At 69.3% G+C, this 14,186-nt stretch carries 17 protein-coding genes; 8 read left to right on the top strand and 9 right to left on the bottom strand.

What is annotated here, in order from left to right:
* Positions 1-121: 121 nt before the first annotated feature.
* Both IG04_RS0135575 and IG04_RS0135570 read right to left on the bottom strand, forming a co-directional pair.
* The gene (locus tag IG04_RS0135575) at positions 122-511 is read right to left on the bottom strand and encodes an NAD-binding protein (protein ID WP_030481138.1); all 390 of its coding nucleotides are present in this window, start codon (positions 509-511) and stop codon (positions 122-124) included.
* 42 nt (positions 512-553) lie between these two features.
* Complete coding sequence (locus IG04_RS0135570; RefSeq protein ID WP_030481137.1) at positions 554-1,273, bottom strand: anti-sigma factor; 720 nt, start codon at positions 1,271-1,273, stop codon at positions 554-556.
* Positions 1,274-1,417: 144 nt separating this feature from the next.
* On the opposite strand from IG04_RS0135570, the gene IG04_RS47375 reads away from it, so the two are divergent.
* From IG04_RS47375 to IG04_RS0135545, 5 genes are all read left to right on the top strand, one after another.
* Positions 1,418-1,774: an STAS domain-containing protein gene (locus tag IG04_RS47375; RefSeq protein WP_051771350.1), complete on the top strand. Its 357-nt coding sequence runs from the start codon at positions 1,418-1,420 to the stop codon at positions 1,772-1,774.
* Positions 1,775-1,874: 100 nt separating this feature from the next.
* Positions 1,875-2,219: a hypothetical protein gene (locus tag IG04_RS0135560; protein WP_144065527.1), complete on the top strand. Its 345-nt coding sequence runs from the start codon at positions 1,875-1,877 to the stop codon at positions 2,217-2,219.
* 83 nt (positions 2,220-2,302) lie between these two features.
* Positions 2,303-2,800 (top strand): DUF1360 domain-containing protein, encoded by a 498-nt coding sequence (locus IG04_RS0135555; protein WP_030481134.1) that lies wholly within the window; start codon positions 2,303-2,305, stop codon positions 2,798-2,800.
* Between the two features lie 143 nt (positions 2,801-2,943).
* The gene (locus IG04_RS0135550; RefSeq protein ID WP_051771349.1) at positions 2,944-4,128 is read left to right on the top strand and encodes a putative glycoside hydrolase; all 1,185 of its coding nucleotides are present in this window, start codon (positions 2,944-2,946) and stop codon (positions 4,126-4,128) included.
* A 64-nt stretch (positions 4,129-4,192) separates the two neighbouring features.
* Positions 4,193-5,422: an MFS transporter gene (locus tag IG04_RS0135545; RefSeq protein WP_030481132.1), complete on the top strand. Its 1,230-nt coding sequence runs from the start codon at positions 4,193-4,195 to the stop codon at positions 5,420-5,422.
* 3 nt (positions 5,423-5,425) lie between these two features.
* On the opposite strand, the gene IG04_RS0135540 is transcribed toward IG04_RS0135545, so the two are convergent.
* Entirely contained in the window at positions 5,426-5,884 is a 459-nt protein-coding gene (locus tag IG04_RS0135540) for an ABC transporter ATP-binding protein (RefSeq protein WP_245816445.1), read from the bottom strand.
* A gap of 266 nt (positions 5,885-6,150) precedes the next feature.
* On the opposite strand from IG04_RS0135540, the gene IG04_RS0135535 reads away from it, so the two are divergent.
* From IG04_RS0135535 to IG04_RS0135525, 3 genes are read left to right on the top strand one after another with little or no spacing between them, the layout of a single operon-like run.
* Complete coding sequence (locus IG04_RS0135535) at positions 6,151-6,564, top strand: hypothetical protein (RefSeq protein ID WP_030481130.1); 414 nt, start codon at positions 6,151-6,153, stop codon at positions 6,562-6,564.
* A 54-nt stretch (positions 6,565-6,618) separates the two neighbouring features.
* Positions 6,619-7,755, top strand: a complete 1,137-nt coding sequence (locus IG04_RS0135530) for a GTP-binding protein (RefSeq protein WP_030481129.1) — start codon at positions 6,619-6,621, stop codon at positions 7,753-7,755.
* Entirely contained in the window at positions 7,755-8,579 is an 825-nt protein-coding gene (locus IG04_RS0135525; protein ID WP_051771347.1) for a class I SAM-dependent methyltransferase, read from the top strand. The genes IG04_RS0135530 and IG04_RS0135525 overlap by 1 nt, the downstream gene beginning before the upstream one ends.
* A gap of 149 nt (positions 8,580-8,728) precedes the next feature.
* Here the strand turns inward: IG04_RS0135525 and IG04_RS0135520 are convergent, their stop codons facing one another.
* From IG04_RS0135520 to IG04_RS0135495, 6 genes are read right to left on the bottom strand one after another with little or no spacing between them, the layout of a single operon-like run.
* A complete protein-coding gene (locus IG04_RS0135520; RefSeq protein WP_030481127.1) occupies positions 8,729-9,601 on the bottom strand; it encodes an anchored repeat-type ABC transporter permease subunit in 873 nt (290 codons plus the stop codon).
* Entirely contained in the window at positions 9,602-10,345 is a 744-nt protein-coding gene (locus IG04_RS0135515) for an anchored repeat-type ABC transporter ATP-binding subunit (protein WP_030481126.1), read from the bottom strand.
* Entirely contained in the window at positions 10,342-11,238 is an 897-nt protein-coding gene (locus tag IG04_RS0135510) for a choice-of-anchor M domain-containing protein (RefSeq protein ID WP_051771346.1), read from the bottom strand. The genes IG04_RS0135515 and IG04_RS0135510 overlap by 4 nt, the downstream gene beginning before the upstream one ends.
* Before the next feature lie 14 nt (positions 11,239-11,252).
* Positions 11,253-12,866 (bottom strand): anchored repeat ABC transporter, substrate-binding protein, encoded by a 1,614-nt coding sequence (locus IG04_RS0135505; protein WP_245816447.1) that lies wholly within the window; start codon positions 12,864-12,866, stop codon positions 11,253-11,255.
* Positions 12,863-13,498 carry a choice-of-anchor M domain-containing protein gene (locus IG04_RS0135500; protein ID WP_030481123.1) on the bottom strand — a complete coding sequence of 212 codons (636 nt, stop codon included), beginning with the start codon at positions 13,496-13,498 and terminating at the stop codon, positions 12,863-12,865. Before IG04_RS0135500 ends, IG04_RS0135505 begins: the two co-directional genes overlap by 4 nt.
* Positions 13,495-14,142 carry a choice-of-anchor M domain-containing protein gene (locus IG04_RS0135495; protein WP_051771345.1) on the bottom strand — a complete coding sequence of 216 codons (648 nt, stop codon included), beginning with the start codon at positions 14,140-14,142 and terminating at the stop codon, positions 13,495-13,497. Before IG04_RS0135495 ends, IG04_RS0135500 begins: the two co-directional genes overlap by 4 nt.
* Positions 14,143-14,186: the final 44 nt, after the last annotated feature.

Here is a 14,186-nt window from a genome sequence, read left to right as displayed (position 1 = left end):
CGTGAAGACCGCCAACGCCACCGTGTACCTCATCGACTCGGTCCTGATGCCCGCCTGACATCTCCAGGGCAGCAGTACCGCGACTCCGGGAACCGCGCTGTGTAGGCGGTTCCCGGAGTTTTCACGTCTGCCGGTCGTCCGGTTGTCGCATGTGGATGCTCACGATCCCGTCAGACGCGAAGATCGTGTGGTTCTCCGGCTCGCGGATGATGGCCACGATCACGGTGCCGGGGTTCAAAGGCCGCACCGCTCTCGTGATCAGGAAGGCGTTGAGGTCGTCCGGGACCGCGATGATGACGCGGTCGGCGACGTCGGCGGCGGCTTCGTCCAGCGCGCATCGGTCCCGCCCGTCCCCCAGGACCGCGGTGGCGCCGTTGGCCGAGGCCTCGGCGACGGCGAGGTAGTCGGTGTCCAGGACGGTCAGCCTTGCGTCCGGCTGCGATGCCAGCACCGAGTTCAGGGCGCGGCGTCCGGCATCGCCATATCCGATGACGAGGATGTGATCGGTCACGACCGAGATTCGGTGCGCCGCTCAAGCTGGATTGCGTCCGATTCAGCGAAGGACGATGGTGAGGACCGGAGACCCGGTCGGGCTCGGTGATCCACCGGTGGGCTCGACGGTGAGAACGGCTTCGCCGACCCCTTCGATCCCACCCACGAGCAGCGACGTCACGTCGCCCGCCGGACGCATGGTGCCCGCGGATCGTGGACCGTGGCCGTCCACCAGCCACAGCTGGTAGACCCGGTCACGCGGCAACGTGCGCAGGCCGCCTGCCAGGAAGAGCATCTCGTCGCGGCTGCGCGACAACGCGGCGGTACCCGCCTGACCTCCCGCGCTGACGAGCCGCAGATCCGGCGCCGCCAGAAGATCACCGACGTGAGTACGCGCAGACGCGGCCATTGGGGTGAACGTCGAGGTGGTCAGTGCGCTGTGCACACCGGCCACCGCCGCGGCGGCCACACAGGCAGCGGAGATGAGGGCCGCGGCGCGCCGGAAACCTTGACGCCGTGAGAAAACCGCCACGCTTTCCGAGGCCGGCGGCACCTGCCGCACGTGCCGGATCGCGGCCAGCACCTGTGGCCGCAGGGAGTTCGGATGAACGTGGTCGACGGCGTTGCCGAGCCGGGCCGCGGTCTCCCTCAGTTCGGCCGCTTCGTCCGCACAACCCCGGCACCTGCCCAGGTGTGCTTCGAACTCGGCTCGCTCGGCGTCGAGCAGCGCGCCGAGTGCGTGGGCACCGGTCAGCAGGTGCGGGTTGATCGCACGCGTCATTCCCGGTTTCACACTTCTACTTCGAAGCCGGTCGATGAGCGGATTGCCGCAAGCCGCGAGTGCACGAACACGAGGTTTGACGCCTGGGCAGGACGGGTACCAGCCAGGACGCGGTTACACCCCACTGCAGGAAAGAGCGACGGCATGTCGAAGCTCAATCCGAACCTGCTCGCCACCGTGAGGACCGTCGACACCGGCCATGCGACCGTGGTGTCGATCGCGGGCGAGGTCGACATGACCACCGAGCAGCTTGTCTGGACTGCGATCCGGGCTCAGCTCGCCACCCCTCGAGGGTTGCTCATCCTCGACCTCACCGGTGTCGCCTTCATGGCATCGGCAGGTCTCCGTCTGCTCCTCCAGTCACAGAACGCAGCCGCCCGACGTGGGACGCGGCTGGCGATCGTCCCGAGTGCGGCAGTACGCCGGCCGCTCGCGGTCGCGGGGATCGACCGCGTACTCGACCTGTACCCGGATGTGCGGAGCGTGCCGCGGACCGCGTGAGAGGCTCCCGGCGGCGGCGACCGCTTCGACCGTGAGAACCCGCCCTCCGCCGAACAGGTGTCCGAAGTTTGGTCGTGATGCCGACGGGTACGGCTGAGGCATGACCAGAACTCGCTGCCGCGCTGAGGGTGCCGAAGTGACGCTGCGGTCCAAGACGATGGTGCTCGACTTCACCGGCGACTGCGACGGCACGGGGCCCGCCGGGATCCGGTTGGCCGCCGAGCTTCCGGACGCAGGTGGTGCCGAGGACGGCGGAACCGTTGTGCTGGAGCAGAATGCCGCGACGATCACTCAGCCAGGTGGTGAGATCCGCTTGGCCGCACGAGAACCGCTGCGCTGGGACGACGGGCCGGTCGACGTCGAGTTCGTTCTGCCGGAGAGTCCTGAGTCCACGGTGCTCACCGTGCGCGGACTCGTGGTTCGGCTGGAGCCCGCCGGCAGTTGAGCGTCGGAAGGGTCATCGCAGCGGGCACTCGGGCCCCCCGAACCCCTGGGTTTGGCCACACGCGCAGCGGCAACACCTTTGCCATGTCGATCGCAGAGTCCTTCGAACGTGCCCAGCTCGCCTACGCGGACGGCGAACGACGCCCATTGTTCGGTTACCTGGCATCGTTGTGCTCGTACGGCGCTCTGGTGGGTGTCGCCACGGCTGTCGGCCGGCACAGGGGGACACGGCTACCGCAGCGGTTCACTCCGGACGACATCATCCTGCTGGCTCTGGCCACCCACAAGTCGAGCAGGCTGCTCACCAAGTCCTCGATCACCAGCGTGCTGCGAGCGCCGTTCACTCGCTTTGAGGAGCCCGCCGGTGCGGCCGAGGTCAAGGAGACCGTGCGCGGTCACGGCGTGCGCCACGCCGTCGGCGAGCTGGTGACCTGTCCGTTCTGCTCCGGCGTCTGGATCGCGGGCGCTCTCACCGCGGGTCTGGTGCTCGCGCCGAGGGCTACCCGCCTCGTCATGACCGCCCTGTCCGCCGTCGCCGTCTCGGACTGGCTGCACCTCGCCTACGACGCCGCCAGGGAGTAGTCGTCAGCGAGGCACGCGGCCTTGAGGGTGGACTGCCTGAACACGACCGCATTCACTCGCTCGTGTCAACATCATGATGTCGGGTTTTTCCTTTCCTGGCAGGGGTAGCTGGCCTTCACGGGCCAACGACCACGGGATGAACGATGAACGTCCGACTGCGAAAGTCCGAACGCATCCTGCTCGCCTTGCTCGCCGCGGTGTGCACGTTGTCGTTCACCGGCGTGGCTTCCGTGTTGCACCTCAAGCGATTCGGGCTCGCTGTCGACGGACTCGAACACGGTGCGGTCTTGAAGACGGCCGCCGTGCGCGAGGTGAGCGTCACCGCTGAAGACCCGAGCGCGCTGGACAAAGTGGATGTGTTCGTCGACGACGAGCCCGTTCTGACTCGTCGTGACGGAGACCGCCTGCGGCTCCACGGCTTCGAGCCGGTCGAAGGCGTGCACACGCTGCGTGCTCGGGTCCGCGGTGCCTCACTGCTGTGGCTGGACGCGGAGATCGAGCACAACTTCACGATCGACAACACCGCACCCTCGCTCACCATCGATCGGACCGAGGCGGCTGATCCGCGTACCTCCATCACCGTGCGCGGAACGACAAGCGAAGCGGTGCTCGTACGGGTCGGCCAGAACTCCGCGCAACTGCTCGATGGAACTTTCGAAGTCACCGTACCGGCGGCGGCGACCGTGTTCGTAGAAGCACGCGATACGGCGGGAAACGCGACGGGACGGCACATGACGGTGCCGGTCGTCCGTCCCGCGATGCGGGTTGCGCATCTCACGCCGGGGGAGTGGACGTCGCCGCAGTCACGTCAAGCGGTGTTCGCGATGGCCCGCAAGGGCGAGATCGACACCGTCGTGCTCGACGTGAAGGACGAGGCCGGTCAGGTCCCTTACCTCTCGAACGTCGTGCTGGCCGGTCAGATCGGTGCGGTCAGCGACCGCTACGACCCGCGATCAGCCGTCGACCAGCTGCACCGGGCCGGGCTGCGCGCCGTGGCGCGAGTGGTGCCGTTCCGCGACCCGGTTCTCGCGAAGGCGGCGTGGCACGCCGGGTTGCGGGGCCATGCTGCTCACGACGGCGCTCTTGCCTTCACCAACTCGAGCCATCCCGAAGTGCGCGGCTACGTCGTGGCGCTGGCCCGTGAGGCGGCATCACTCGGCTTCGACGACGTCCTGCTCGACCAAGCCGGAAACGAGCTACCCGCGAGCTTCCTCGCTGAGGCGCGAGAGGGCGTGCGTGCTGCGGGCGCCTGCCTTGGAGTTGTTGCGACACAGGGCGTCGCAGGCGTGCCGGCCGACGTCGACTTTGTGGTGCAGCCCCTCGGCTGAGGCCGATGACGAGCCTTCGGTGCAGCCGTCGCAAAGATGAACATGATAGTCATATGCTGTTAGCGTGACGAGCATCGAAGAACTGCACGCGTCCGAGCGTGATTTCAGTCGTTACCTGCTGGCGCGCGTGCTGTCGGTCGCGGGCGCCGTGGTGTCGGCTGTGTCGTTGCCGGTGCTGGTCTACCAGCTGACCGGATCGGCGGGGTGGACATCGGCGGTCGCGGTGGCGGAGGCGTTGCCGTACCTGGTGTTCGGACTGCTCGCCGGGGCACTGGCGGATCGGCTGGATCGCCGGGCGATGATGGTGGCGCTCGACCTCGGTGTCGCCGCCGTCCTGCTGAGCGTTCCGCTCGCGTGGTGGGCCGGTGTGTTGTCCGCGCCGCACGTCGTGGCTGTGGCGTTCGCGACGCAGACGGCGTTCGTGTTCTTCGACGCGGCGAACTTCGGCGCACTGCCGGCGTTGGTGGGCAAAGATCGTTTGACAGCCGCCTACTCGACTCTCTTCGGACGCACCACCGCGGTGGAACTGGTGGTGCCCGGTCTGACCGGTCTGGTGATCGCCGTCGTCGCACCGGCGGGACTGCTGGCGGTGAACGCGCTGACCGCTGTGGGGTCGGCGTTGTTGCTGCGCAGCATCGTCAGCAACATGGCCAATCCGCGTCCTGTGCGGGGTGCCGGTGAACTTGTCGCCGACGTACGGGAAGGGCTGCGGTTCCTGTGGCGTGAGCCGATCATCCGCACCTTGACCCTCGTCGGCGCCACGCACTCGGTGGCCAGTGGTGCCTGGGTGGCGGTGCTGGTGCCGTTCGCTGATCGGGTGCTGGGGGTCGCGCCGCGAGGTGACGTCCGGCTCGCCGCGTTGTTCAGCTGCTGGGGTGCCGGAGCGATCGTCGCGTCCCGGTTGGTGCCACGGCTGACCGCGCGCTGGGGTGGCGCGCGGCTCGCGTTGACGGCGTTGCCGCTTTCCCTGCTGGGTGGCGTTTTCGTGCTGGTGAGCGGGCATTGGCTGCTGGTGTGTGCGGCGGCGGTGTACTGGGGTGCCGCTCACGCCACAGTGGTTCTCAACGGGATCACCTACCGGCAGCAGGTGTGCCCGGAGGAGCTGCAGTCCCGGGTGAACACCACTGCCAGGATGCTGGCCTGGGGCGTCGGGCAGCCGGTCGGTGCCGCCTTGGCGGGAACCGTGTCCGTGGCGGTGGGTGACCCGCGCGCCGGTCTCGGGGCCGGTGTGCTGGTTCTGCTGTCCGGTGTGGTGCTGGCGTGGGTGACCCCTGTGCTGCGTAGCGCCGTCTGACACTCAGTCCATCTCGGACACCCCGTCGAACGTGCAGACGAGGCCGCTGAGCTCGTCGTGCCACACACGGCCGCGCACGCCGTAGACATCGCGCAGCAGCGCGGTGTCCACGACATCCTGCGGAGCACCCTCGGCGTGCACGCGGCCGTGCCGCAGCGCCACGACGCGATCGGAGTAGCGGACGGCCTGGGTGAGGTCGTGCAGTACCGCGACGACGGTGAGTGATCGTTCGTGCTGGAGTCGGCGGATGAGGTCCAGGACCTCCAGCTGGTGCCGGACGTCCAGGTAGGTGGTCGGCTCGTCGAGCAGCAGCACCGGTGCGTCCTGTGCCAGCGCGAGAGCCAGCCGCACGCGCTGTCGCTGGCCGCCGGAGAGCTGGTCCACCGGGATGTCCGCCCACTGCTGTGTTCCGGTGTCGCGCAGCGCCGCACGCACCTCGTCGTCGTCCGCCTCGGTCAGCATTCCGAACGGACCTCTTGCGGCGTAACGGCCCTGGCGCACCAGCTGACGAACTGTCAGGCCGCTCAGCGGTGCCGCGGAACTGTTCCTCGGCACCACGAGCCTGCTCCACCCGGCCCGTCAGCGCGCCCAGGGCACGAAGGAAACCGACGGACTGCTCCCACGTCACCGGATCAGCCGTCCACAGTGGAGCGAAGCGCTCGACCGCCTCCTTCAGCGGGTCGTGCACACCGGGCAGCCCGATCACGAGGTCCGGCCGCATCGCCGCGATGGCCTCGACGTCCTCGCTGCCGAACGTGCCCGGCACCACCGCGACGGCGGCGCCCGCCTGCTCGCCGAGCAGTGCCGGGTGCTTGATCAGTGCCGGGTTGCTCGTGCCGACCGGCGTGAGTCCCAGCGTGGTCACGATGTCGTCGCACAGCCCGTTCAGGCAGACGATCCGCTCGGGCCGCTTCGTGAGAGCGAGCGTCCGGCCCTGGGGATCGGTGACGGTCAGCGCCGGCTCCAGCGGTGCCGCCCTGCGGTCGATCGAAGGTCTGGAGCCGCCAGGGGTGGTCGCACCGCCGTCCGCCGGAGGAGCGGAACACGCCGTCATCGCCGCGGCGATGACGAGGAACGGGACGGCTCGGCGGGAAGCGAGGCCGTGTCGGGGCATGTGCGTGCCTTCCACTCAGTACGGATGATCGCGAGGCCGGAACCGGTCACATTTCGACCATGAATATGATTATCATGTCCATATGTTCAGGCGCACCCCGGTCACCGTGCTGTCCGGCTTCCTCGGCTCGGGCAAGACGACGTTGCTCAACCACGTGCTCGCCAACCGGGAAGGGCGGCGCGTGGCGGTGATCGTCAACGACATGAGCGAGATCAACATCGACGCCGCGCTGGTGGCGGGTCAGGGCACCCTGGACCGCACCACCGAGCGGCTGGTCGAGCTGACCAACGGCTGCATCTGCTGCACGTTGCGGGAGGACCTGCTCGACAGCGTCGGCGAGCTGGCGCGCTCAGGCCGGTTCGACACGATCCTCATCGAGTCCACCGGCATTTCGGAGCCGATGCCGGTGGCCGCGACCTTCGACTGGACCTTCGAGGACGGCACGAGCCTGTCCGACCACGCACAGCTGGACACGATGGTGACGCTGGTGGACGCGGCGGGCTTCCTGCGCGAGCTGACCACCGGTGACCACCTGGCCGAGCGCGACCTGGCCGCCGCGGAGGAGGACGAGCGCACGATCTCGGACCTGCTGGTCGACCAGGTCGAGTTCGCGGACCTGCTGGTGGTCAACAAGACCGACCTCGTGACCGGCGAACAGCTCGCGACGCTCGACGCCGTGCTGCGCAGGATGAATCCCACCGCCCGCCTGCTGCACACGCGGCACGGCGTCGTCGAGCTGGCCGAGGTGCTCGACACCGGTCGCTACGACCCGATCACCGCCGCGCAGGCGCCCGGCTGGGCCCAGGAACTGGCGGGCACCGGCCACGTCCCGGAGACCGAGGAGTACGGCATCCGCTCGGTCGCGTTCCGCGCGTCGCGGCCCTTCCACCCCGCCCGGCTGATGGCGGCGCTGGCCGGCTGGGACGGCGTGTTGCGCAGCAAGGGTTTCTGCCACATCGCCAGCCGCCCCGAGGTTCTCGCGGTGTGGTCACAGGCGGGCCCGAACCTCACCCTGGAACCCGGGCAACTGCTGGACACCCCGCAGGGCCGCCAGGAACTGGTCTTCATCGGCGTCGGCCTCGACCTCGACGAACCGCGCCGCCGCCTGGAACCCGCGTTGCTGACCGACGAGGAGTTCGAGGCCGGTCCGGTGCACTGGCGCGAGCTGGAGGACCCGCTGCCGGAGTGGGACCTCACCGACCTGCACGAGCACGCCTGATGACCGGCCCGTCGACCGCGGACCCCGCCGCGGCGGAAGCGGTGTTCGCACAGACCGAGCTGGCACTCCTGGACGCTCTGCCGGTCGCCGGCGTGGTGGCCGACGTCGGACCCGGATCCGGCAGCGGCACGCTGCGGCTGGCCGAACGCGCCGGACGGGTCTACGCCGTGGACAACGACGAGGCGATGCTCGCTCTGGTGCGCGAGCGCGCTGAGCAGGCAGGGCTGGGCGACCGTGTGCGCACGGTGCTTCACGACCTCGACGACGGTCCCATACCGCTGCCTGAACCGGTGTCGCTGATCTGGTCCGGTGCCTGCGTGCACCACGCGTTGTCCTGGCAGGACGCGGTGTCCGGGCTGGCCGGGCTGCTCTCTCCCGGCGGCCTGCTCGCACTCGGAGAGGGCGGCCTGCCCGCGCGTTGCCTGCCCTGGGACGTCGGCGTGGGCAGACCTGGACTGGAGGCTCGGCTCGACGCCGCGCACAACGAGTGGTTCACGGCGTGGTTCGAGAGCAGACCCACGGCCGTGCGCGAGGCCCGCGGATGGCCGGGCCTGTTGCGGTCCGCCGGACTCGAGCAGGTCACCAGCCGCAGCGTGCTGCTGGACCTGCCCGCCCCGCTCACCGAGACGGTGCGAGAGGTGGTGCTCGCGGAGCTCGCCGCACGAGTCGGACGAGCCCAGGCGTACCTGGCCCAGGACGATCGCGTCGCGTGGAACGGTTTGCTCGACCGCGCCTCGCCGGTGTGGCTGGGCAACCGTGACGACGTGGCGCTGCTCACGGCCAGGACCATCCACATGGGACAGAGGCGGGGAGGGCATGGCTGACGATCGGGTCAAGATCGCCGGGCCGCCGTGCTGACAGGGAGTGCGGATGTGCGCACGGCCCAGACCGCGAACCGACCATGAGCGCGGCATCGCGCATGTGCTCGAATCCGAGCGGCAGTTCCTGACCGCTGCACAGGTCGTCCGCGGGGCTAACTCGCGGCGCTCTCGGCTCGGCGTCGTGGGGCGCGGGCGAGCAGACCGTGCCTGGGCGCCAGAACCCAGGCCGTGAGGAACACCGCGGTGAGGACGAGGACGATCGTTCCGCCCGTCGGGAAGTCCCACGACCACGACACGTACAGGCCGACCAACGCACACAAGCCGCCGATCACAGGCGCCAGCAGCATCATCACGGCGAGCCGGTCGGTCAGCAGGCGCGCGGTCGCCGCGGGGGTTACCAGGAGCGCGAGCACCAGGATGTTGCCGATGGTCTGCACCGAGATCACCACCGCGAGGGTGACCAGCACATAGAGCACGATGTCGAGCCAGAACACCCGCAGACCCGTCGCCCGTGCCATCTCCCGGTCGATGGTGACCGCGACGAACTCCTTGTGCAGCAAGAAAACCGCGCCCAGCACGATGATGCCGGTCACCGCGACCGTGTACAGGTCCTCGTCCGGGATGCCGGTGATGGAGCCGAACAGGAACTGCTGCAACGATCCCGCGTAGCCTGGTGCCCTGGAGATCACCACGATGCCCAGCGCGAACGCGGCCACGAAGAAGATCCCGATGACGGAGTCCTCGCGCAGCCGCCGGTTCTGCGAGAACACGGCGACCAGCACGGCGGTCGCCACGCCGGCGATGGTGCCGCCGAGGATCAGGTTGCCCGACACCGCGAAAGCGATGGCCAGTCCGGGGAACACCGCATGTGCGACCGCGTCGCCGATGAACGCCATTCCCCGCAGTACGACGTAACAGCCCACGACGCCGCAGACGATCGAGGACATCACCGCGACCAGCAACGCCTTGGGCAGGAACGCGAGGTCGGGATTGACCAGGTCGCGGAGGAAGTCGATGGGGGACATTCAGACCGCCTTGAGGATCTTGAGCAACGGGCTGCCCTCGCTGACGCCGAAGGTGTCCATCCACGGCTTCTCGTCGCGCAGCTGATCTGGTGGCCCCGCGGCGACGACCGTGCGGTTGAGCAGGATGAGCCGGTCGCAGGTGTAGAGCGCGCCCGGTAAGTCGTGGGTGGTGGTCAGCACGGCGTTGGAGTCCCTGGCCAGTGACAGCAACAGGTCCGAGAGCAGTTCCTGAGTGGGCATGTCCAGGCCCGTGAAGGGCTCGTCGAGCAACAGCGCCGACGGCTGGAGCGCCAACGCCCTCGCCAGCAGCACGCGCTGACGCTGCCCACCGGACAGTTCACCGACCGGGCGGGTCCGCAGATCGGCCATGCGCACCCGGTCGAGCGCCTCGACCACCGCGCGCCAGTCCGCCGCACGCGGCCTGCGGAACAGGCCGAGCCGTCCGGTGCGGCCGGTCATCACCACGCCCTCCACCGAGAGCGGGAAGTCCCAGGCGAACTCGTGCCGCTGAGGCACGTACCCCAGGCCGGTGCCCGCGCGGCGCACCGGTTCCCCGTCCACCTCCACCTCGCCCGCCTTGGGTTTCAGGAGGCCCATCAGGCTGCGCAGCAACGTGGTCTTGCCCGCGCCGTTCGGACCGACCAGCCCGACCAGTTCGCCACGGTCGACGGTGAGGCCGACATCGGTCAGCACCCGGCGTCCGCCCAGATCCACGGCCAGGCCGCTCACCCGCAGCGCGTTCACCCGGATGTCCCCTGCCGCTTCGCTGCGCGACCGCGCACGACCACAACGACGACGAGCACCGCCAGCACGGCGACGGCCGCGATCAGTGCGATGACACCCCAGGGCGGTCCTGAACCGCCGGTACTGTCCTTTTCGGACGCCGCAGAAGGTGTTGCGCTCGCCGGCGTTCGCGGCGCAGCAGACAAAGCTGATCTGGCGTCGGTCGCGTCACCGACGGCGAAGCGCAGCGTCGCGGTGTTGCGAGCCTCCTTGCCGTCCACCAGTTTCGCGTGCGCCTCCACCTGGACGAGGTAGACGCCGGGAGTGGTGAAGACCCAGTTGGCGTGCGTGTGCGTGTTGGTGTCGACCCAGATGTCCTGGCGTTCGGCCTTGGTGGAGTTCCAGAGCACGTCGGCGGCGCCGAAGTTGCCGGCCTGCAGGTAGACGAACAACTCGCCGGGGCCGTCGACGCCGGTGAGGGTCAGGGTGACCCCTCGGTCGACGACCTCCATCACCTCGGGGTCCTGGGTGTTCCAGCCGACCCAGGTCACCTCGGGGTTCTGCACCTGCGGGAGCACATGCACCCGCGCGCCCGGCTTGCCGATGAAGGCGTACGCGGGGTTGTCCGGCACCGTGAGCAACGCCTTGTCCGAAACCTGGAACGCCGTGCGATCCAGGTTCCGCCACACGGACTGTTCGCCGGTGTCGTCATGCACCATCAGCTTCCACGCGCCGTCGACGTAACGAGGGCCGATGTCCACGTGGCCGCGCGCCAGCACGGCCTCGTCCAGCGCGATCCGCTGGTCGGGCGCGATGGTCTGGTCCGGCCCGTCGCTGGGTGGCTGCACCAGGGCCGCGGCGGGCGCCAGCAGCGCTGCCACGACCAGCAGGGCGCTCGGCAGGGACCGTCTCATGTACTCCTCTTTCATCAGCGCAGGCAGTCGCGCAGCGAGTCGGCGTTGAACCGCATCATCCGGACGTAGGTCGTGACCTCGCCGTCGAAGGTGTCGCCGTAGATCGGGCAGACCCGGATTCCCTGCTCGCCGGCGACCTGGGTGAGCGTCGACGAACGGGCGGCCAGGTTGGGTTCGAGGAACACCGCGGGCACCGCGAGGTTGCGGATCGTCTCGGTGAGCTTGCGGCGGTCGGCCAGGGAGGGCTCGGTGGCGGGGTTGGGCGTGACGAACCCGGCCACGCTCATGCCGTACGCCTGGGCGAGATAGCCGAACGCGTCGTGTGTCGTGATCAGATGACGGCGCGACGCCGGGATCTCGCCGATCTGCGCGCGCACGTACCGGTCGAGTGTGTCCAGCTCGGCGAGGTAGGTCTCCGTGTTGCGCCGGTACTCCCGCGCGCCCTCGGGATCCTTCTCGATCAGCGCGTCCCGGATGACCTTTGTGTAGGCCATGGCGTTGCGCACGTTCTGCCACAGGTGCGGATCGATCTCGCCGTGCACGTGCTTGCCGAGCACGGCCTGGGCGAGCTGGTAGACCCGCTCACCGGGCCGGCCCAGGAACCCGAACCCGGCGGGGATCTCGCTGAGCGCCTTGCTCGGCACCACGACGACGGCATCGGACGCCGGCACGGCCTGCTGCGCCTTCTCCCCGCCTCCCTGCGGATCGAAGAGGGCGTAGACCTGCTCGCGGTCCAGATCGACGGTGAGGTCGGCGTGCCCGCGGTCCACCTGCACGGGCCGGTTCGGGGGCTGTACACCGACCGCGAAGGTGAACTTCGACTCGCCGAGCGGGACCGGTCGTGACCGCTGGTCCACCCGCAGGCGTGCGGACAGGGTCACCTCGTAGACACCAGGCCGGGTGAACGCCCAGGACATGTGGGTGTGGGCGTCGGCGGGCAGGATCGCGGTGTCGTCGCCGTACCCGTCGCCGGGGTTGAAACCGTCGCTGGAGTCGAAGTAGATGTCGGCGTCGCCGAACGACCCGGTGAGGTAGCCGTAGACGTTCCCGGGACCGCTGGCGGAGGTCATGCTCAGCATGACCTCCGACGCGCGGTTCGCGCCGTGAGCCTTCCCGTCGCCCTTGGCCCGCAGTCCGAGCCACACGGTGTCCAGCGTGACGTCCTCGACCAGCGGGATGATCTCGGCGGCGTACTTGACCGCGTCCTCGGCCAGCGAGACGTTCGCCGCCTCCGGGCGGAGGTTGGCATCCAGGGCCCTGATGACGGAGTGCTCCTCCAGCATCACGTAGTTGCTGAACGCCACGTCCGCGTACACCACGTTCCGCACGTCACGCAGGCTCGGTTCGTAGGAGTGCGGGTCGGCTCCGTCGGGCACCAGCGAGGTCACGTTGACCCTCGACCCGCCGACGTTGCGCACGAGGTCCTGCAGCAGTCCGGTCGTGGTGACCACCTGCAACCGGCCGTCGCGATCGCTCAGCGAGGCAGGAGCGGCGCAGCCCGAAGCCCCCACCATGACGATCAACCCGACCAGCAGGGGTCGGCGCAGGCCAAGGAGCACGTCGTCACGCCAATCTGTTGCGCGAGATGCGGAGGCCGAGGCGTACGCCTCGGCCTCCGCACGGATCACGGCTGAACGGTGAAGGTGTAGGTCTTCTGGCCCGTGGTGACCGCGCCGCCGGCGGCCTGGGTGGCCGTGACCTCGAAGACCGCGGTGTAGGTACCGGCCGCTTCGAACGCCCAGTTGGCGTGGGCGTGGGTGTTCACGGCGAACGAGCGGCTGTCGGGCAGGCCGTTGCCGCTGTCGAACCACACGGTCGGCGTGCCGAACGAGCTCGTGGTGAAGACGCTGAAGCCCGCGGGTCCGGTGACGGACACCAGCTTCACGGTGAGCGCGTTGCCCTGCAGTACTCCCGTCGGCACGCCCTCGGTGCTGAAGCCCGCCCACAGCACGCCGTTCGCCTGGCTCTGCGGCAGGATCCACACCGGTGAGCCGGGGGAGCCGAGGAACGCGTAGGAGGAGTTCGACGGCACCGTGGTGCGGCTCGCCGACACGGCGTTCAGCGTCACGGTGGACGGGTCGCGGTCCGCGCCGGGAACGACGGTGTCGTCGCGGACGTCGAGCGTGAGGGCACTGCCGGTCCAGTCGACGTCGATGGCGTCGGCGTGGCCGGACGAGAGGGTCACCGCGGCGTGTGCGGTACCCGAGGTCACCAGGGCGAGCCCGGCGGCCAGTGCGACGGCGGTGAGGCGGCGGATCATCGGTTCACCTTGAGACGGTAGGTGGCGGACTCGGAAACGACCTTCTGCCCGGTCGCGGCGAGGACGCCCGCGGCGCGCACGGTCACCGTGTAGGTGCCGGCGGCCTCGAACGCCCAGTTGGCGTGCTGGTGCCCTCCGGCGGTGAGTTCGATGCGGTCGGGCAGGCCGTCGCCGCTGTCCACCAGGACGGTCGGCGCACCCACGGCGTCGGTGGTGAAGATGCTGAAGTCGCCGGGACCGCGGACGCGCTCGACCTTCAGCTTCAGCGTCCCCTCGGTGAAGATCCCCGGCTCGATCTCCTCGGCGGCGATCCCGGGCCACAGCAGGTCCGGGTCCTGCACCTGGGGCAGGACCCAGACCGGCGCGCCGGGCGTGCCGAGGAATCTGTACGCGGGGTCGGCGGGCACGGATGTCCTGGCGGCGGACTTCGCGACCAGCAGCACCTCCGAGGGCTCGTACTCGGCCGCGGCGGCTTCGTCGTGGACGTGCAGGTGGAAGGCGCCGCTCTCGAAGGCGACGCCGAAGACGTCGACGTGACCGCTGTCGATCGTGGTGATCGTTTCGGCGGTGGCGGGCGCGGCGGTGAGGGTGGTCAACCCGGTCGCTGCCGCGAAGAGCAGGGCGATGTGTGCAGTGGTGCGCACGGACGTGGACTCCAATCGTGCAGTGGTGCGACCCGAGCGGGCCG

This window comes from Lentzea albidocapillata (assembly GCF_000719115.1).
Taxonomy (GTDB): Bacteria; Actinomycetota; Actinomycetes; order Mycobacteriales; family Pseudonocardiaceae; genus Lentzea; species Lentzea albidocapillata.
The sequence above is the reverse complement of the archived record's forward strand: the minus strand, read 5'-3'. Positions and strand labels throughout refer to the sequence as shown.

What these genes read in the sequence shown, in the direction of transcription:
- IG04_RS0135570 (WP_030481137.1), bottom strand. Translation starts at nt 1,273, where the DNA reads ATGACGCGTGCGATCAACCCGCACCTGCTGACCGGTGCCCACGCACTC.
- IG04_RS47375 (WP_051771350.1), top strand. Translation starts at nt 1,418, where the DNA reads ATGTCGAAGCTCAATCCGAACCTGCTCGCCACCGTGAGGACCGTCGAC.
- IG04_RS0135560 (WP_144065527.1), top strand. Translation starts at nt 1,875, where the DNA reads ATGACCAGAACTCGCTGCCGCGCTGAGGGTGCCGAAGTGACGCTGCGG.
- IG04_RS0135555 (WP_030481134.1), top strand. Translation starts at nt 2,303, where the DNA reads ATGTCGATCGCAGAGTCCTTCGAACGTGCCCAGCTCGCCTACGCGGAC.
- IG04_RS0135550 (WP_051771349.1), top strand. Translation starts at nt 2,944, where the DNA reads ATGAACGTCCGACTGCGAAAGTCCGAACGCATCCTGCTCGCCTTGCTC.
- IG04_RS0135540 (WP_245816445.1), bottom strand. Translation starts at nt 5,884, where the DNA reads ATGCTGACCGAGGCGGACGACGACGAGGTGCGTGCGGCGCTGCGCGAC.
- IG04_RS0135535 (WP_030481130.1), top strand. Translation starts at nt 6,151, where the DNA reads ATGGCCTCGACGTCCTCGCTGCCGAACGTGCCCGGCACCACCGCGACG.
- IG04_RS0135530 (WP_030481129.1), top strand. Translation starts at nt 6,619, where the DNA reads ATGTTCAGGCGCACCCCGGTCACCGTGCTGTCCGGCTTCCTCGGCTCG.
- IG04_RS0135525 (WP_051771347.1), top strand. Translation starts at nt 7,755, where the DNA reads ATGACCGGCCCGTCGACCGCGGACCCCGCCGCGGCGGAAGCGGTGTTC.
- IG04_RS0135520 (WP_030481127.1), bottom strand. Translation starts at nt 9,601, where the DNA reads ATGTCCCCCATCGACTTCCTCCGCGACCTGGTCAATCCCGACCTCGCG.
- IG04_RS0135510 (WP_051771346.1), bottom strand. Translation starts at nt 11,238, where the DNA reads ATGAGACGGTCCCTGCCGAGCGCCCTGCTGGTCGTGGCAGCGCTGCTG.
- IG04_RS0135500 (WP_030481123.1), bottom strand. Translation starts at nt 13,498, where the DNA reads ATGATCCGCCGCCTCACCGCCGTCGCACTGGCCGCCGGGCTCGCCCTG.